The 18,661-nt window shown below is 43.1% G+C and carries 16 protein-coding genes and 2 pseudogenes; 2 read left to right on the top strand and 16 right to left on the bottom strand.

Going from position 1 to position 18,661, the window contains the following annotated elements:
- Positions 1–109: 109 nt before the first annotated feature.
- A complete protein-coding gene (locus MSTHT_RS07230; RefSeq protein ID WP_156149733.1) occupies positions 110–487 on the bottom strand; it encodes a TolB-like translocation protein in 378 nt (125 codons plus the stop codon).
- Positions 488–719: 232 nt separating this feature from the next.
- On the bottom strand, positions 720–1,118 hold the full coding sequence (locus MSTHT_RS07225; protein WP_048167197.1) for a YkvA family protein: 399 nt from the start codon (positions 1,116–1,118) through the stop codon (positions 720–722).
- A gap of 368 nt (positions 1,119–1,486) precedes the next feature.
- On the opposite strand from MSTHT_RS07225, the gene MSTHT_RS07220 reads away from it, so the two are divergent.
- Complete coding sequence (locus tag MSTHT_RS07220; RefSeq protein WP_048167196.1) at positions 1,487–1,960, top strand: GNAT family N-acetyltransferase; 474 nt, start codon at positions 1,487–1,489, stop codon at positions 1,958–1,960.
- Positions 1,961–1,997: 37 nt separating this feature from the next.
- Here the strand turns inward: MSTHT_RS07220 and MSTHT_RS07215 are convergent, their stop codons facing one another.
- The 14 genes and pseudogenes from MSTHT_RS07215 to cobD all read right to left on the bottom strand — a co-directional run bounded on the left by MSTHT_RS07215 (position 1,998) and on the right by cobD (position 16,536).
- Positions 1,998–2,384, bottom strand: coding sequence for a hypothetical protein (locus tag MSTHT_RS07215; protein WP_048167195.1), 387 nt, complete (start codon positions 2,382–2,384; stop codon positions 1,998–2,000).
- A 54-nt stretch (positions 2,385–2,438) separates the two neighbouring features.
- A complete protein-coding gene (locus MSTHT_RS07210) occupies positions 2,439–3,368 on the bottom strand; it encodes an NADP-dependent oxidoreductase (RefSeq protein WP_048167194.1) in 930 nt (309 codons plus the stop codon).
- 707 nt (positions 3,369–4,075) lie between these two features.
- A complete protein-coding gene (locus MSTHT_RS07205) occupies positions 4,076–4,729 on the bottom strand; it encodes a cobalamin B12-binding domain-containing protein (protein WP_048167193.1) in 654 nt (217 codons plus the stop codon).
- A gap of 23 nt (positions 4,730–4,752) precedes the next feature.
- Positions 4,753–6,240, bottom strand: a pseudogene (gene mttB / locus MSTHT_RS07195) ([trimethylamine--corrinoid protein] Co-methyltransferase).
- Positions 6,241–6,514: 274 nt separating this feature from the next.
- Positions 6,515–7,921: pseudogene (gene mtbB / locus MSTHT_RS07185) on the bottom strand ([dimethylamine--corrinoid protein] Co-methyltransferase).
- A gap of 6 nt (positions 7,922–7,927) precedes the next feature.
- Positions 7,928–8,578 (bottom strand): dimethylamine corrinoid protein MtbC, encoded by a 651-nt coding sequence (gene mtbC, locus MSTHT_RS07180; protein ID WP_048167188.1) that lies wholly within the window; start codon positions 8,576–8,578, stop codon positions 7,928–7,930.
- A gap of 1,126 nt (positions 8,579–9,704) precedes the next feature.
- Complete coding sequence (locus tag MSTHT_RS07175; RefSeq protein WP_231588028.1) at positions 9,705–10,079, bottom strand: hypothetical protein; 375 nt, start codon at positions 10,077–10,079, stop codon at positions 9,705–9,707.
- 128 nt (positions 10,080–10,207) lie between these two features.
- Positions 10,208–11,170 (bottom strand): SufB/SufD family protein, encoded by a 963-nt coding sequence (locus MSTHT_RS07170; protein WP_048167187.1) that lies wholly within the window; start codon positions 11,168–11,170, stop codon positions 10,208–10,210.
- 2 nt (positions 11,171–11,172) lie between these two features.
- Positions 11,173–11,913, bottom strand: a complete 741-nt coding sequence (locus MSTHT_RS07165) for an ABC transporter ATP-binding protein (RefSeq protein ID WP_231588027.1) — start codon at positions 11,911–11,913, stop codon at positions 11,173–11,175.
- Positions 11,914–11,933: 20 nt separating this feature from the next.
- Entirely contained in the window at positions 11,934–12,539 is a 606-nt protein-coding gene (locus tag MSTHT_RS07160; protein ID WP_048167186.1) for an NTP transferase domain-containing protein, read from the bottom strand.
- On the bottom strand, positions 12,524–13,366 hold the full coding sequence (gene cobS, locus MSTHT_RS07155; protein ID WP_048167185.1) for an adenosylcobinamide-GDP ribazoletransferase: 843 nt from the start codon (positions 13,364–13,366) through the stop codon (positions 12,524–12,526). The genes MSTHT_RS07160 and cobS overlap by 16 nt, the downstream gene beginning before the upstream one ends.
- Positions 13,367–13,383: 17 nt before the next feature.
- On the bottom strand, positions 13,384–13,926 hold the full coding sequence (gene cobZ / locus MSTHT_RS07150) for an alpha-ribazole phosphatase CobZ (RefSeq protein WP_048167184.1): 543 nt from the start codon (positions 13,924–13,926) through the stop codon (positions 13,384–13,386).
- A gap of 136 nt (positions 13,927–14,062) precedes the next feature.
- Complete coding sequence (locus MSTHT_RS07145; RefSeq protein ID WP_048167183.1) at positions 14,063–15,049, bottom strand: cobalamin biosynthesis protein; 987 nt, start codon at positions 15,047–15,049, stop codon at positions 14,063–14,065.
- Complete coding sequence (gene cobD / locus MSTHT_RS07140; RefSeq protein WP_048167182.1) at positions 15,046–16,536, bottom strand: threonine-phosphate decarboxylase CobD; 1,491 nt, start codon at positions 16,534–16,536, stop codon at positions 15,046–15,048. The genes MSTHT_RS07145 and cobD overlap by 4 nt, the downstream gene beginning before the upstream one ends.
- 671 nt (positions 16,537–17,207) lie before the next feature.
- Here cobD and MSTHT_RS07130 point away from each other — a divergent pair.
- On the top strand, positions 17,208–18,644 hold the full coding sequence (locus tag MSTHT_RS07130) for a S8 family peptidase (RefSeq protein ID WP_052721852.1): 1,437 nt from the start codon (positions 17,208–17,210) through the stop codon (positions 18,642–18,644).
- The last annotated feature ends 17 nt before the right edge of the window (positions 18,645–18,661 follow it).

Below are 18,661 nucleotides of genomic sequence, written 5' to 3'. Positions count from 1 at the left end.
ACTTGCTTTCAAAACCGATGTTTCAAAGGAGTGGCTCAATCAGAGGATTTAAGGAGAGCTGTGTGGAAACATAGTAATAAGCTATATTACCTTTTTACTACACCTTATATTACAGAAACTTTGGAAATCTGGATTTCGTGATTACAAGTCTAACAGTTCCTGAATCCATTGGTTTAATATAAACCCGATAAGTTCCGCTTTCCTCTACGGAAAATTTTGGATGATAAGGAAGATAGTCTCCCTCAGGATGCATTAACATAAATGTATCTTCAAATGCAGCATAGGAACCTTTGCTTATTCTTATACTAGTACTTTCGGGACCGTTAAGATCCACGACCCACAGTTTATAGTTTACATCCTCGGTGAGGTAGACCTGAAACTCAGATTCCTGCGATACAGATTCTGATAAAATATATTCTCCGCCTTCCAGAAGTGAGAAGATTACATAAAATATAGTAATAGTTATGCAAATTTGTATAAAATTCATAAATTTTTTCTGTTCTGCCGGCATCTATTCCTCTTTTCAGATGATGTTCAGTCTGAAATATATATTTAAATTCTTTTTTTAACTAATTTAAAATTTTTCAAACATAGCACCTCTCTTCTGTGTAAGTATGAGGAGTTAAGGAAAAAAGTTTGATCTAATACTTACTTTTCTTCTCAAAGGCGATTCTGATAGAGCAGGAACGGTCAGGCTAATTGAAATCACAGATAAACAATCACTGCCAGTGACTCATTTTCCAGACTCTATAATCTTCCAGGTCACTTTTTATAAGGCCTGTTGCAAAAGCAAACATAGCGACATCGTCCACAAAACCGATTGCAGGAAGAATATCCGGAGCGATGTCAATCGGAGTTATGAGATATAGAAAAGCGAGTGTTAGCACGAATGCGGTTTTCCTTGGGAGCGGGTATCTTCCTTTAAAGGAATCTACCAGCATGGAAAACAATAGTTCCAGATATTTCCAGACATTTCTAAAATTTGTTGAGCGATACCTGTAGTCTCTGACTTCTTCTGGAAAACCCACACTTGTATCGGAAACTTTGTCTGGAATGGGGTTAAGATGTTCAAGATTTGCTTCAACATGTTTCATTCTGATATTATCGGTTTTATCCATAATAATCCTCCAATAATTCTCCAATAATCCTCCAGTTTTATCAGATTATGCTCCGGGGCTATTAAGTTTATTTAAGTTTAGTAAACCTTTTTTCACTAGTAGTGTAAAGCAACCAACGATTTTTTTCACAAAACTAAATTCAATCTCGTTTTATATCGAGCAGTGTTTGCAGGAGTAATAAAAATAATTATATTTTAATAAAGAAGAATTAATGGATATATTAAGCTTATTGAAACAGGTTTTATAAAAACCCCCACGGCTGATAATTATTCGATTTGAGCCGTTATTGTTTTCTTTAACTCACAATTCTCAGTTTTGTATTCATAATTCCCATGTATATTATATGAATGGTCCAAGGATCCACTGAAATGCAGAAAATAGTCAGGCTATATCGATCACAGGATTGCAAAGAAATAGTTGAGCTGTTTTACGATACAGTCCACACAATTAATTCGAAGGACTACAGTTCAGCACAACTTGATGCCTGGGCACCGGAAGAGAACAATATAGATATGTGGGATAAGTCCCTTTCCAGCACCTATACAGTTGTAATTGAAATCAAAGGCTCAATTGTGGGTTTTGGAAATCTGGATAAAACCGGATATCTTGACCAGCTTTATGTCCATAAAGACTTCCAGGGTCAGGGAATAGCAACCATAATCGTGGATGAATTAGAAAAATATGCACAGAAGCACGATATTACTATTATTACCACCGAGGCATCAATTACTGCAAAACCCTTTTTTGAGAAGCGCGGTTACAAAACAGTTAAGCAGCAAAGCGTTGAGCGTAAAGGTCTAACTTTAATCAATTTTATAATGAGAAAGCTTCTCGTTAAATGAACATCAAATCAATATCGATCAAGGTGCATTCTTCCATTTATCTGGTTTTCTTGATTTCCAAATTGACAATTCCAGAATCCAGTGGTTTGACATGCACGTGATAAATCCCGTTTTCTTTAACAGTAAATTTCGGATGGTAAGGAAGGTAATCTTTTCCTGAAGGTGTCATAACAAATGTGTTTTCAAAAGCAACATAGGAACCATTGCTTATTGTCACATTCATTTTCTCGGGACCATCAGGGCTCTCAAGCCAGAGGGTGTAATTCACACCTTGAGTAAGGTTAACTTCAAAATCGGACTCCTTAGACACAGATTTTGAGAGGACATTATCTTCGTCTCCTTGAAGCGAAGCAACTATATAAAATAATATTATCAATATATAAAGCGGGATGAGGCTCCTGGACTTTTTTTCCTTTTCTGACACCCTTCTCTCTCCCTTCATGCAATCCGAGTATTACATTACTGGCACTTTTAGGTTTTATCTTGGATCCTCTGCAACGCGCAGTACAATCTTGCCGCGAGTATGACGGCTTTCACTCATTTCATGCGCTTTTTTAGCATCAGCTAGAGGAAGCACAGTCGTTACGATTGGCTTGATTTTTTGTTCATCTATTATGGCTGCTATCTGAGCAAGTTCTCTTCCATCAGCCTGAGTCATGAGAGTTTTTGCACGTACCCCATACTTTTGCGGCATACCTTCGGGAATGCTGGCTACGGTCGATACCAGGAATCCGCCGGGTTTCAGTACTTTCCACGACTTTTCGAATGTATCTCCACCTATGGTATCCAGCACTACGTCCAGATTATTGACGATCTCCTCAAACCGCTGGTTCCTGTAGTCGATCACTTCGTCAGAGCCTATACTCCTCAGGAACTCTGCATTTTTACTCGATGCTGTGCCGATAACATGTGCTCCCTTCCATTTGGCGAACTGGACTGCAAAAGTCCCTACCCCACCCGCAGCGCCGTGAATGAGTACGCTCTGTCCACTCTCCAGGCCTGCAATATCAAAAAGTGACTGCCAGGCAGCAAGGCCGGCAGTAGGAATGGCAGCACTTTCAACAAACCCGATACTTCTGGGCTTTTTCGCCGCCTGCGTAGAACTGGTAACGGTATACTCGGCGTAGCCTCCCTGCCCTATAGAAACTTTAGCAAAAATTTCATCTCCAGGCTGGAAGGAAGTTTCTCCCTGCCCTACAGCTTCCACGATACCTGCGACATCAAGCCCCATAATCATCGGCAGAGGCAACCCGCTTATATATCCGCTGCGAATTTTCCAATCTATAGGGTTAACTCCGGCTGCAATAATTCGAATCAAGATTTCCCCAGGTCCTGGCTTAGGCTTCGGGATATCTTCATATCTGAGAACATCTGGTCCCCCAAACTCATAAATCTTTATCGCTTTCAAATTTTCGCCCCAAATCCCTTCTTTAAAAAGTTATATCTGATAATTCCGTTCAGCAAATTTTTCTCAACGTTCCCAATTTTCCTCAGTATGACATCTGCGCCAATGCATATCGCTCGAAAGCTCCTTTAAAAAACCTATTCAAGCATGTTTATGCATCTTTTTACCGATTACAACCCTGTTTTTTTAATATAGTTATGATTCTATAAATTGATTCTTATTGATTTTTTCTGAAATTTTAAGACAAAGAAATTTCTCTTGCGGAAAATGGAGGGTTTTGGCTGCTTCTCACTCTTCAAAAATGGATAAATATGGTACAGATAGATATGGAAAAGAGCTAGAATAATATGAAAAAGAGCTAGAATACAGGTAATTTAATCAGGGATATTAAAAGTTTTTAAGTGGCTGCTCAGGACTAGAAAATAGTAGGCATAGTATTATGAGAGTAGACATAGTATTAAGGAGCACCTATCTGGCTTTGAATACTAAAAGCAGAGTGTAAGCTGAAAAAAATAAGTGAGTAAAACTAGTTTTTCCTCACATATATTTTTAATTGATCTCCTTTGATCGGTCTCCTTTTATTTTCTATATTTCAAAAATTTCCGATCCGTGCTCACCCCCTCTTTTGTCAGAGCTATTGAGCAGGTGTGCCGGGAACCGGGTTTATATAATCTACCACGGATTCCCGGGACTGTCTGCCCTCCCGATTATTAGACCTTCAGGGCTGCTTTTACCTTAGCGACTGCATCGTTAGCGCTCTCACCATAGATGTCTGCGCCGATCTTGTCTGCCCAGTCCTGGGTTACAGGAGCGCCTCCGACCATGGTTTTAACCTGATCGCGGATGCCTGCTTCCTTCAGCTGTTCTTCAATCTGAATCTGGTTGACCATTGTGGTTGTCATAAGAGCGGAGGATGCGACAACCTGGGGTTTGAGTTCCTTTGCTTTTTCGACGAAGGTTTTAATAGGAACATCCCTTCCAAGATCCACAACTTTGAAACCTGCGATGTTGAGCATGGAGGCTACGATGTCCTTTCCAATGGAGTGAATGTCACCTTCTATGGTTCCTATAACAACAGTTCCGAGGTTCTTTGTCTCGGATTTACGCTTCTCCATTTCCGGTGTAATGACATCTATTCCTGCTTTCATAGCCTCTGCGGCTGCAATCACATGAGGCAGGAAAAGAGATCCCTGTTCAAACTTCTCTCCTACTTCCTGCATGCCTGCAGTATATCCTTCTTCAATAAGTTCTACAGGATCAATCCCTGCAGCAAGGGCTTCTTCTGCGACTTCAGCCGCCATTTCCTCATCGAACTCAGTAATCGCTTCTTTTGCTTTTGCTAAAATCTCTTCTTTGCTTGCCATTTTTAGATCTCCTGCTCCTGTTTTTACATGCCTCTGAAGGCTTTATCAGCCCTGTCCACAACAGCCTGCATATCTTTGAGGATGTCTGCATCAATTGGTTTTACCTGGTGGTTCTTAAGAACGTCCACGACCTTTTCATGTGCGACTGCTGCAAGATCTTTTGAACCAGATGCTGCCCAGTCTCCGTACATACGCCTATCGATGAGCATTGGGCTGGAAGGATAGTCTATAAGCTGTCTGGTCTGTTTGAGGGCAAGGAAATTGTTTCCGATGCCTACTTTCTGGATTGATTCCACTGACAGGGTTTCCTCTGAGACAGGGATCCCTTCCATAGCCTTCTTGACCATACTAATAATATCATTGTCAATTACCAGCTGCTCCATTGAGAATGTCATTCCGAGTTCGAGCATTCCAGCTCCGTAGATAGTGTTTGCTCCTGCAAGGGCTGGAAGTAAGGTGGTAATAGTTTTTTCATGTCCTGCCTGGCTGTCCGGGATCTTCGCATCAGACTAGGAACCTGCCACAAAGGATGGTAGGCCATAGAACTGGGCAAGTTTTGCGACTGCGGCGCTTATCAAGCCGAGTTCAGGAGATCCGACAGGAGCAGTTCCTTTTTTCAGGTCAAATGTCGTTGTGGAACTTCCATACCATACTTTGCTTCCAGGAGCAGTCAACTGGGCAAGCACAATTCCTGAGAGCACTTCGGCATTATGGGTTACAAGCGTGCCTGCAAGATAAACAGGAGACGACCCCCCTGACATTGCCATACTCAGGACATTAACTGGGATTCCGAGGCGAGCGCCCTTAATTATGACCTGACAGGCATTTACACTGAGCTCGAGCGGGCTTGTTGGACAGAGCAGCATTGAGAAAATTGGTTTTTTCCTTGCTTCTTCTTCGTCGCCGCCATAGTATGCTTTTACGATGTCCCAGTAATATTCGACGTTTTCGCCGACTGGGTCTATGTGATGATAGTGTTTAGATGTGTTTACAATCGGTGTGAAAGTCTCGTGGACATCCTGTGCACCCTGACCTGCAACGTCCCTTGCAGAAACTGGCAGTGAGAAGTAGTCAATATTTTCAGCCCAGTCACAGAGTTTTGCGATGTCTGCAATGTCCTGCTCAACGGAGTCAACTGTTACATACTTGCCGTCCTGGTATTTGCACATCTTTACTCCTGTACCAAAGCAGGTCCAGTGCACTTTACCGCCGCATTCCTGTACAGTATTGTATTTTTTATCGCGACCCCAGAGGACAAATCTGGAAGGCGCAAGCTGAAGAGCTTTTCTTACAATATATTCAGGGATTTTTACAACTTTGGTTTCCTCGTCGACTTCGCAGCCATTTTCTTTGAAGATCTGCCTTGCTTCGGGATCAGAAACCTGAACACCGGGGTTCATCAGAACTTCCATGGTAGCATAGTGTATTGCTTTGAGTTCTTCATTAGTAAAAAGGTTTAATTCTACGCCATTAAGTGCATTAAATCCTGCAACTGCATTAGTTTTTGCCATTTCCTCCCTCCTTATTCTCGAGTTTCCTAAATTTGCTTTTGTCCACTTTTACCGAACCAGAGAAAATCTGTTCGCTTTTCTAAAACCTTAAATAGCCATTCCCTCCCTTGCATTTATAGAGAAAAACCACGCTGCCTTTTGGCAAAATCTCATACTTTTCCGGATCAAATCCCTGTAACTTTAATTTTTTCCAGATTATATAATCAAATATATCTTATAGCACCTAACATAATTTCTTGATAATCTCCTCTGATTTTTCGGATAAATTTTCCTCTTACTCCCTTATCTGTTTTCTAAAGACGTTGCAGGAATTTATCTTTATATCGAGCAGCTTTTCGATATTCATTTTCGCAGCAATGCCTTTTGCGGCTCCAGGGACTGAGGTAATCACACCGATATCGAGTTCTTCACGCAGCTCGCGCATGATATGCTCGTCTACAAGGTCCATGACATCGACCCCGAGTTTCTTTGCCACGTACTCTTTTGCCTCGGCTATGCGCATGTTCTTTGAGAACTGCATCCTTGCAACAAGGTCGCCTGCAGCTCTAATTCCTGTCATACCAGAAGCCATTATGTGGGAGATCGGCATACCCAGAGGGTCGCCGACCCCGATCTATATGCCGTCGACGCCTGCAATTTCGACCATTGCCTTGCTTGCTCTCGTAACTGCATCAATCGGAGGAGTCTCAAGCATGGGGATTCCGCCGACTCCCATGCCCATATCAACGTGGCAGGGAATTGGAGAAGCTTCCACAGCTGCCTTCATGAAGGTAACTGCACGGGCAAGGTTCCAGGCTGAGGTTTTGCTGGTATTTGTATTGCAGACAGGACCGAAAACGTTTGCTCCGGCTTTTGCAACAAGAGGAGCCTGCTGATGAGGCCACAGACCTGCAAGGGTCACCCCATCGTACTGAAGGTTTCCGTGCATGCCAAGCACCATTTCCCCTGCCATTCCTACTTCAATGTACATATCAGGGAACTCTTTTCTAAGGGCTTCGACCGCATGGAGGGTACCGTACATATCAGCATCCCCTGCAGCCGCAGTTGTATCGAAATTGACCCCATCGGCTCCTGAGGCAAAGAGTTTCTGCATAACCCAGACCGTGTCCCTTGTCAGGTGTTCTGCAGCGTGTTCCATTGATTCCCAGGCTTCCTGAATCTTGAAAGCTTTCATAAGGTCGCCAGGGTTCTCGAAAGGACCATCCGGGGTATAATAGAGTCCCATATTGGGCATTGCACCGTAAAGCAGCGGAATGATCATGTTCTGCTGGCAGACTTCCATTGCCTGGCACTCGTTTGAAACAACAGGTTTTACAGGCTTGAAACTGTAGTCAATGTGTCCCAGTTCCATTGTGTCGGCACCAAAAGCCCTCTCGTGCATCATGCACCCAACAAGACGGCTTGAAGGAATTCCAACGCCACTATTGCCCTGGTCACCGTCGAGCCTTATAGTACCTATATCGTGCGTTACAGGAACTTCCATGCCCTGTTCCACACTCACAGCCTTGCCGGGCATCATGAGGATTTCAGCAAGCTTGTCAATTTCATTGGCATTCAGAGCAGGGATTTCACCAAGGTCGGCAGCATTTCCAGTACCTGCCTCAATCTCCTCCATGATCTTATCTTTTGTAAGGAAGATTCTCTTCCCGTCTCCCATACGCAAAGAATATTCGGTTGCCATTTCTCTTCACTTCCTGACCAGCAGCTCTTTTGCCTTTGCGACAGCCTCACTTGCGTTTTCAGCATAGCAGTCTGCACCAATCTTGTCCGCCCATGCCTGGGTTGCAGGTGCACCGCCTACCATGACTTTTATTTTGTCCCTGAGCCCTTCTTCCTTGAGAAGCTCGATTACGTCCTTCTGTCCCTGGAGGGTTGTGGTCATAAGGGCGGAGAGTCCAATCATATCAGCATTGACTTCCTTTGCCTTCTCGATAAAATCCCTGATTGGAACATCACGTCCGATATCGTGCACCTCAAAACCAGCAGACTGGAGCATTGTGGACACAATTGATTTTCCAATGTCGTGCACATCTCCCTCGACCGTGCCGTTTACGATAACTCCCAGTTTCTTTGTCTGAGTTTCTGCAGGCATTTCAGCCTCAAGAATTTTGACTCCTGCTGTCATTGCATCCGCAGCCATCATTACGTGTGGAAGGAAAAGCTTCCCTCTCTCAAAAAGAATTCCTACCTGAGTCATGCCTGCAGAAAGTCCTTTTTCAATTATTTCCGAAGGTTCCATTACTTCTTTTGCTTTGTTTACAGCATCAATTACTCTATCCTTTTTACAGGAAACAATTGCATCTGAAAGTTCCTGAAGTAACTCTTCTTTACTTTCCATTTCAACCCCCATTATCCAGATCTTTGTTTTATTTTAGAAAGCTTTTATCAACCTTTATCGCCTTATATAATAGAAGGCGTGGCTTTTCTAATCCTCACTGTAATTAGAAAATTAGTCACTTCAGAGACGACTGCCCGGATATAGGGGTTTCAGCTTCAGCATCCTTATTAATACAATAATCGAACGTTTCCAATCGAGTATTTTCCATAAATATAACTCTTATAATCCTTTGCTGCCTGTACAACCCCTACATCTGGCTTTCACCCCTCTAACCAGAATCATAATGTTCCAAAATACTTTTTCTCTATGGGAAGATTCAGCTTTTGAAATCTTCAAGCAAGCCGTCCGATTTAAACCCTCGTTTTGAACTCCAGGGACAGTTTTAATAAAAATTAATATTCCCCTAAGCTTCCCTATATGTTATTTTAGATTTATATATTTATTCTTATCTTAGAAACTTTTTTTATTCATTAATTTAATTTTCCGACTTATGCAAATACAATCAGATTTATCCAATAGGCTTTCTGGAAAATCTAAACTCCATGAGACTCTATAGAGTTTGCTCACATTATATGACGGCTTCCAGGTGTTTACAGTATAGTATCTTTATTTTCAACAGCTTCTGAGGGATTTCCGTCATACTTCGGGCAGGAATTACCAAACTCTTTTTGAGAAATACAACTAATCAGGTCAATGTTTCAATTCTGGCTTCTTCTCTGTAGCCTCCTGTTATGAATAGACCCAGAGCGAGATATATAGCGCCAGGGCGATGAATTCAATTGGCGTAGATGTCCATCCTATTTCAAGCCTGTTCAGAGATATTATGTCTATACAAAAGAGGAACTGATTGAAAAGTCCATAAGCCAGCGCAATAAACTTCCAGAATCCTAAAAATATGAATGCCAGTTAAGACATTGCTATTACCAGCATTGTGAGGACTGGAGTACTATAGAGATATAATTTTCCGAACATCTTCGGTGGTTGATCTCTATTGCCATTGAGCTATTGTAAAAAGTCCCAGGAGAATAAGAATATACTTCAAGATCCCATGCCAATCTGCCGGGAGCCAGATTAGCCAAAAAGATGGCACAGCCAGATAAAAATCACTTATAGGAAACTGAACTAATCAGTCGTTTTCCATGCCTGAACTTTCTCCCACTGAAAGCATAAGTTCTCCATAGAGCAGCTTTTCCAGGGTTTCGGCTACATATTTCCTTTGCTGATATTTCTGGATATCCTCATGCATCCTGAGGTCGGAATCTACCTGGACTCGCAGGAGAGCAAAATGGAAGGCTTTTTCATTCTTTATCGGAGCGGTATAGAAAGTTTCCAGCATGTAAGGTAGTTTGAGGGGATCTTCAATGACTTCACTTAAGAGCAGCATTTCTTCGGGAATATCCTGATAATGTGAAGATATATCTTTTTTTCCTGTAATAAGCTGCAGGTTTTTTTCGGAATATTTTTTCTCTAAGATAATAATTTCACCAACTATGTCTCTCACCTCTTGTTAAGATCTCATTCAGATTAAATTGGATCCCCCTTTTACAGTTTACGGGATAGACTTCCAGTATTCCTGGAGAGATAATTAAGTTTCTTAAGTTATGCGTGAAAAAGGGAATAAAACGGGTCTCAGGCCAGCATTCCCTTCACGATGACATCAATTGCGTCTTCTTCTTCAAGGCCGCGAGCCATCAGGGTTTCTACCTCTTTTTTGTCCACACACCCAATTGCAGCCTCGTGGGTTACTTTGGCAAGAGGGTTATCAACACGTACTATGGGGACAGCTTCGGCTTTTGCATTGCCCTGGATAACCTCCATGCAATCCACATGCCCTCTGGCTCCCGGGGCATGACCTTCGGTAATTCCCCTGAATTCCGATTCCGCGTTATCTGTAATGGCCAGTCGGCTTTTAATTACGCTTCTTGCATTTTCCCCATTAAGGGATATTTTTTCTAGGATTTTTATTTTATCGTCCTTTTTCCCATAGACTTTGGTAACCATCTCACAGACAGCATCCTTCTCGGCATCCACGCTGTAATCAAACTCAAGATATCCTACTCTGCCCGAGACCAGTGAGAAATTATTATAGTAACGGCCTCCTTCCTCTATCTTTACATAAGCTTTCGGAATCACCTGAGCTCCCCCGTGGGGACCGTGGAAATGGGTTTCCGTATACTTTAATGAGGCATTTTTCCCTATGACCATTTTGGCGTCCATTCTATGAATAACCTTCACAGCGTTAGGGAATGTGCAGTGTGCAATGAGCTCGACAGCTGAATCTTCTTCAGCCACAAAATTCATCTTTATTTCCTGGAGTCCGTCTTCCGGAATAAGCCCAAAGCAGAGATGGACAGGAAGTGGAATTTTATACCCTTTCTTAATGGTCATATTAACGTCCACTCCATGTTCTGTCCGATTAGTTTCAAGCACAATTCCTTCTGTCCCGTTTGCATTAAGTACTTTGTTTCCGCTTATCACAAGGCTTGCAAGCTCATGCTTATGCAGTACTGCAGGATTCCCTCCTGCTGCCGAATAGGCTGCGTCCATTTCTTTGATTTCACTTGAAAGCGTATTAACAGTTATCTGGGTCATCGTTAAGCCGCCTTTGGTGAGGATACCCTGTTGTCACATGGTATGCATCTGTTTTTGAAAAACTCACTGATTTCCAGGGGGTCTCCGCTCCTGAGGATAGTCCCTTCACACATCAGGGACGCCTTATCGGATGCGGCTGCAATCTCCTCCCTGTGTGTAATTACAAGTACCGAGGAACCATTTTCCTTTAAGGTCTGGATCAAAGCCACGATCTCTTTTAAGGAGACAACATCGATCCCGGAATCCGGTTCGTCAAGAATTGCAAGTTTTGGTTTCATCGTGATTATTGATGCAAGTTCTATACGTTTTCTTTCCCCTCCGCTGAGTGCTTCACCAACTTCCCTGTCCAGGTATTTTTCGGGATTAAGGTCAACTTTCCTCAGGGCTTCTTTAAGTTCCTCCTCAGTAATGCCTCCATTGCCTTTTGCCCCGATTGCTAGGTAATCCCTGACTTTCAGCCCTTCAAAACGGGCAGGCTCCTGCCAGGCGAGGGTAATGCCTTTTCTAGCACGTTCGGTTATTGAGAGCGGTGTGATATCTTCCCCATCAAAGATGAGGCTACCTTCTTCGTATTCATAACCCTGGAGTCCCATCAGGGTATATGCAAGTGTACTTTTTCCCGCGCCGTTTGCACCGATAATGCTGTGAATTTCCCGGTCGCCTACCTCAAGATTGACTCCATGCAGGATTTTCTTTCCATCACGGCTCAGCACCAGGTTTTTTAATGATAGAATATACGACACCTCTAGTAAGTTTTTTAGTTTTAAACCTGCAGCAGATCCCTGCAGCGCTGCAGATCCTCAACGGTATTTACGTTTATTGCTAGTTTGGGATTATCAAGTATCAGATTAAAGTCTTCCTGTTCTTTTCGGATTTGAGAACTATCCAGAATATTAATTCCAGCAGGTACTATGAGCTTCCCATCTTTATTAAAAACCGTGTCCGGCCTGATTCCAACTCCTTTGCAGACATTTATCGGGACATAGACCGAAAGTGCAGGCTTTCCTTCTTCTTTATACCTCTCAATTACCAAATCGATAAGTTCTGGGTCTATTAGGGGGAGGTCGGACATGATAATCATTACAGGACCAGTTGCTCCTGCAGTTTCTACCGCATAAATCATGTCTCCTACATAGTTTCCGCCAAAGGTTCTTATTACGCGGACTTCTCCTTTGTAGCGCTCATGAATCATGATTTCAGTTTTGGGAGTAACAGGAGAGACCGCTACGAAAACCCTGTCTATACCCTTTGCGGCTCTGAGGGTATCTATTACATAGGCTATGAGTGGCTTTCCAAGCAGCTCAACACATGGCTTTTCTCCCATTCCAAGCCTCTGCCCGAATCCTCCTGCCATTACAATAGCGTCCATTCTAAACCTCCCATTTGTCCGTTCAATGATAGTTTCAGGATAACTGCGAGAATAGTAAGAGCGGTCACCCTGCCGATTTCGTTAGCAGTACCGATTCCGTCGCCATTTAAGCCGCCGAAATGGGCATAACTCCGGTTAAGAATCACCAGAGCCGAGGTACAGGCTCCAAGATAAGCCAGAAGCCCTATCCACCCGAAGGGCAGGAAACAAACAACGGCACCGAATATGAAGCCTATCAGGAAATTCTTTTTTGTTGCTCCGTTTATAGTCATGGTTCCAAGGCCAGGATAAGCCTGTTTTTCTCGTGGAGGTATTGGCTTCCCAAAGGCAGCAATAGTCAACATTGACTGTTTTGCACTGACTTCGGCAATAAACATTGATCCAAACATTAGAACCGGGAGGTCAGGTCCGAAAACAGTCAGGCCTTCTTCTTGAACTGCCCTTATGGAACCATAAAGGGTCAGCAGCAGCAACATGCAAAAGGCTGCCCCCCCTGTCCCAAGGGATGTATCCTTGAGAGCTTTGAGCTTTTTTTCTCTCGATCCGTGGGCCATGAAACCATCCCCTATATCAGTAACTCCATCGAGATGGTTAAACCCTGTAATATAATATATGAATCCCATGATAAGGGCTGCAACCACTGGTGCGGGAAATATTATCTGCCCGATGTATGCAATTGACCCTATAAGAAGCCCGAGAACTGCTCCTACCACAGGATAGAAGTAGATCTTCTTCATTAGCTCTTCGATCCCTTCCATGCTAATTCCCACAGGGATCGTGGACAGGAAGCCAAAGCCTGATTTAAAAGCCAGCAAATATGAATTCATTGAATATCGCCTGTTTTTCAATCCTTTCTTTCAAACTCTGCCATACCTCGTGAATACATGTTGGAGGACACGCCTCCTATAAGGCCCCCTATTACATCATCCATAAAAGGCCCGAGTTTTGCAAGGATTCCGGGTTTCTTTTTATCGTACCTGATATACTCAAACGTGCCTTTGGAACCGCTGATATAGTTTGCAATACTTGTGCCAAGGACTTCATCTGCAATTATAAAAGTAAGATCCTTCTCATAGGCTTTTTTGCTGAGGTTCGGAAGGTTTCCTGCCCTGCCTTCTCGCTCCAGCAGGATTCCGGAATAGATCAGAAGGCAGAGGTTTGGATCAGAAAGCGCGTACTTGAGTTCCCTTTTGAACAGAGTGTCGGCTTTCTCCCTGGTCTCAAGCCCCGGATGTGGAACATACATCTCCAGAGCCGTATCTGTAAGATCCTGAATACTGATGCCTTCTTCAGCCAGGACGTCAAGAATGTCGAATGTAGCTTTTTCTTCTACATTCTCAGGCTGTCCTTTTTTCAGGTTCTTTTCCTCAATATCGGATAACTTCATATCATCACTTCGGGGTTGTTAAACAGTTCTATTGATTTCGAGAATCTTTAACAACATCACATGGCTTTTCCTGGAAACCTGCTTCCATATGAAGTTCTGGATATCTAACGGATTGGCTCCGGTGGCAAAGGAAAAGTCACGGATGCAGGTGTATCCCTGCTATCTGGATTACTGCCGCAAAGGCAGCAAGCGAGAAGCCTGAAGCTAATGCTATTAACTGGGATACCCTTTTTATATCTTTTACTTCGCTCGGGGGATATAAGGCCCCAAGTATGTAATTATCAGGTTTTTCAAGTTTGATTCCGAGCGCTCCTGCAGTAGCTGCCATGGGATAGCCGGAATTGGGGGACGGAGTTTTCATTCCGTCTTCAAGGGCGCTCTTTATGCTGTTTAAGGGGAAAATTTGCCCAGGTTTTTTCGGGAGCAAAGCCACTGTAAGGGCTGCAGCAAGAATAAATATAACTGAGATTCGGGCAGGGATCCAGTTCAGTACATCATCGGATTTTGCCGAGAAGTACCCAAGTTCCCTATACGGCTCGGTTTTGTATCCTACCATTGAATCCAGAGTACTTATAGCTTTAAATGCATACGCAGCAACAAGCCCGTATCCCCCGAAAATGGTATAATAGAATATTGGACTCAGGACACCATCAACATAATTCTCGGATACGGATTCGATAACTGCCGACGACATCTGGGTTCTGGTCAGTTTGGAAGGGTTACGGCTCACGTATATCGGGAGCATTTCCCGGACTTTCTCAAGCCTGTTTGCTTCAAGATGCCCGTAAATCTCCCTTGCAGGGCTGAGCAGACAGTTAATGGCAAAGGTAGCTTTCAGGAAATAGGCTTCGAGAAGGAGCCCGAGTACGCCTGGCATTCCTGGAAGGGCTGCAATGTAAAGCACTGAGTATCCAAGCAAAGCTGCGAAAAAAACGCAGCATAGAGCCATTGCAACTCCATAAATTTTTCTGTGGGTCCGAGGAGCCGCATCTTTCAAAAAGTTGATTAATTTTCCTATCCACACAACAGGGTGTACGGCAGCAGGCGGTTCCCCGAAAACTATGTCTATTGCTGCTGCAAGCAGAAGTACGAGAGCAAGGTGCCCGCTGTCTGGCAAAATCATAGGATAGGCTCCATAACTTTCTTCCAAGCCACTTTCACAAGTTCGTCTGTGTTTCCTTCCTGCATAAGGCAGTCGAGGATTTTCTGGGCGGTCTCTTTCTTGTGAACTAGATGACAGTCAACGCAGCTCCATACCTTGCCGCCTCTTGAGCTCTCAATCCATTTCCCTCCTGTACGCTCGTTTTCACAGGGATAAAACGGGCAGAAGCAGAAGGTGCAGTTCTGGCCTTCAAAGTGGCAGGGATAATACTCGCAGGTTTTCCTGCTTCCTATGCCTTCTTCAGAAGCCTTTTCTATTACATGCTGAAGTTCGCTTTTCGCCTGTTCTTTGCCCCACTGGGTAATTACGTCCCCTATTGCGGCAATCAGCCTGTCATTTTCTTCTGCAGTCCGCACTGCAACCCTTATGTAATCTTTTCCAAGACCGTGGAAGGAAGAACAATCCCTTACAAGGACTCTACGAGCTGCCAGGCGCGCACTTAACTCTGTCGAGTCAAGCATGAATTTGCTGACATTGACAAAAATAAAATTCACATTTACTTCTCCGGCTTTAAAACCTCGAATCCTGTCGAGTTTCGCTTTGAGCTTCTCACCTTCTTCCCTGATCATAAGCCTGGCTTTTTTCAGGTATGGATTTTCTACCCCGTTTTCAATATTAAGAAGCGCAGTTCCCATGGCATTTGCCAGGGTTCCGAGGTTCCACGACAGCCTTGCAGTATCCAGAATCTCAGCCATCTTGGGAGAAGCTATTCCGAAACCTATCCTGATTCCAGGGATTGCGAAATCTTTTGTAAGGGAGCGCATGACAAAAACGTAATTATTGCTTATTGCAAGGTCTGCAACGCTCTGTGAAGGATCGGATAGCTCAATAAAAGCCTCGTCTACGAAAAGAAGAGTTTTATGCTTTGTACAGCGTTCGGCAAGGGCTTTGATCTCATCCCTTGTACGGAGCTTCCCTGTAGGATTATTAGGGTTGCAGATAAACAGGATTTTTGCTTTTTCCAGAAGCTCGTCAGGAAGTGTTTCTACCTCGTCCTGGTTCGGGTACTGAAGTTCTGCTCCCATAATCCGGCACTGCATTTCATATTCCCCGAAAGTGGGCTGAGGAAGAAGGACAAGATCCCCTTTTTCAACCACACATTCCACTACAAGCCTTATAATTTCTGTTGAACCGTTACCCGGAATTATATTCTGTGGGGCTACCCCAAGTCCTACGAACCTTGCAGCAGCTTCCCTAAACTCAAGATACCTGTTGTCAGGGTATTCGGTAAGTTTCTTAAAGCTGTTTTTAAGAACCTCATCAAAGTTCAATCCGCTTTCCGGATGCTCAAAAGGATTTCCCAGAGGATTAAAGTTGGCACTGAAGTCAAGAATTTCGCTTTCAGGGATCCTATAAGTCTCAGATGTTTCCTGAACCAACCCTCCATGTCTGCAGGGTTTCAGGTCCATCAGATGCTTCCTTAAAGGTACACTTCTTTGCTCTGACACGATGATCGCAATAATTTAGTGTAAATCATGTATATTAAGCTGCTTATTATATTATTCATTTTAAACTTGCCTTTATTTGCTTTACAATTGTTTGATTGCGAAAACTTCTCTTTCTGGAATCCATTCTACTTTATCTCGCAGAATAAATATATTAATTTAGATTTACTTCTTTTTAATAACGGAAGAATCGTATTTAAAATTACACCCCTTCCCCTGAAATTTATAGTCAAAAACCAGAATTTTTTCGCCAATCTCAGGTGGAAGGTTATCACAGAAAGTTGTGAAAATAAAGCTTTTTTGGTGTTATCTTTAGAAAAACCTGATTTTAAACGATTTTTCAGCAGGATAACAAAGTCTTGCTTTAAATGTAAAATGGAAAAGTGAATATTTAATGTCGTTAATTGGAAAATTCTCTTCATTTACGCTTATTTATCGAGGGACGTGCATTATTTAATATATAACTTAAGCAATAAAATCATACAATCAAATCAGCAGTTGATAGACATAGATGTGATTCTAACAACGTATACAACAAAACGAAAATATATTATCTGTTAATTGCTCAAAATTTCAGAGTTAGGGACTTAGTTTTGAGTTTTGGAATTACTTAATAAATAAAAAAATATTCTAAATTATCTTGAAAAGTGGGGATTTTAACGGGGGATAAACAAGTGGCAAACCAGAGCGAGGAGTATGAGTATTATTATGTAGGCGATAAAAAAGTTAAGCTAAATAAATTGCCTGACAGCTTTGCTTTGAGATATAAGAGCGATGTACCAGCGCATGCTATTGAAAAAAAGTTACTGGATATGCCTGATCTGGCAGATGCCGAAGAGCGCAAGGATATACCAGCTAACAACCTTGTAATTGTTACCCTGCCGCAGCCCAAACACCTGGTTGATGTGAAAGAATCCATACAAAACCTTGAAGACGATGATCGTGTTGAGCTTGTCCTTCCCGTCTATAAAGAGCCTCAGTCTGGATTGCGCATGGTTGTAACAGATGAAATAACAGTCAGATTTAAAAGCGGTGTCTCCGATGATGCCATTGATAGGCTTAACAAAGAGACTGGCGTTGAGATTCTCGAAAAAGACCGCTTTGCTCCCAATCAGTATATTCTCAAAGTAAAGGATCCTAAAGAAACATTCGCCATAGCAAGGAAATATCATGAATCAGATCTGACCGAATTTGCCGAGCCTAACTTCCTCTCTGAAATTGAGAAAACCTCCGTGCCATATTTTGAACAATGGTACCTGCACAATACAGGACAAAATCATGGTGTGCCTGGGGAGGACATTAAGGCTAAGGAAGCCTGGGGCTTAACTAAAGGCTCTCCAGACATTACAGTCGCTATTATCGATGATGGCGTGGATATTAATCATCCCGATTTAAAGCCCAATATCTGGACGAATCCTGATAGCTCTCAGCCTGATATACATGGCTGGGACTTCTTCGATGGTAACAGTGATCCGAATCCGAAGAAATTCACTCCTCCTTATTATGTGACGAGAGGTAACGATAATCATGGGACACCCTGTGCTGGTCTGGTAGCAGCTACTGGAAATGGGGCACTAGGTGTTATTGGGGTTGCCCCTAATTGCAAGATCCTGCCTGTGAAAATTTTTATGGGTGACAACCTGGTCCAAAATAATAGACTGGCAGATGCAATTCGCTATGCCGGGCAAAGAGCCGATATACTGAGCAATAGCTGGAATTGCCCTGAGAGCAACGATGTAACATATGCCATTAGAGATGTCATTCAAACTGGGCGTGGCGGCAAAGGCTGTCCTGTTTTTGTGGCGGCTGGGAATGGGTCAAAAAATCAAATTGGATTTCCTTCGAATGTGCCGGAGGCTATCGCTGTAGGTGCCTCAACTAACAGGGGTGAAATCGCAGCCTACAGTAACTGTGGAGAGGGACTTGCGTTTGTTGCTCCAAGCAGCGGAGGAACAAAAAGGGTTTATACAACAGATGTATCGATTCCCGGAAGGGGATATAATGTTGGAGATGTGGGCAAAGGTGATGCAGATGGTTTTTACACGAACTCTTTTGGGGAAACTTCTGCAGCCACACCGTTAGCCGCAGGTGTTGCTGCTCTGATTTTATAGCTAAACCCGAGCCTGCG

The sequence above is a fragment of the Methanosarcina thermophila TM-1 genome (genome assembly GCF_000969885.1).
Classification (GTDB): Archaea; Halobacteriota; Methanosarcinia; order Methanosarcinales; family Methanosarcinaceae; genus Methanosarcina; species Methanosarcina thermophila.
The sequence above is the reverse complement of the archived record's forward strand: the minus strand, read 5'-3'. Positions and strand labels throughout refer to the sequence as shown.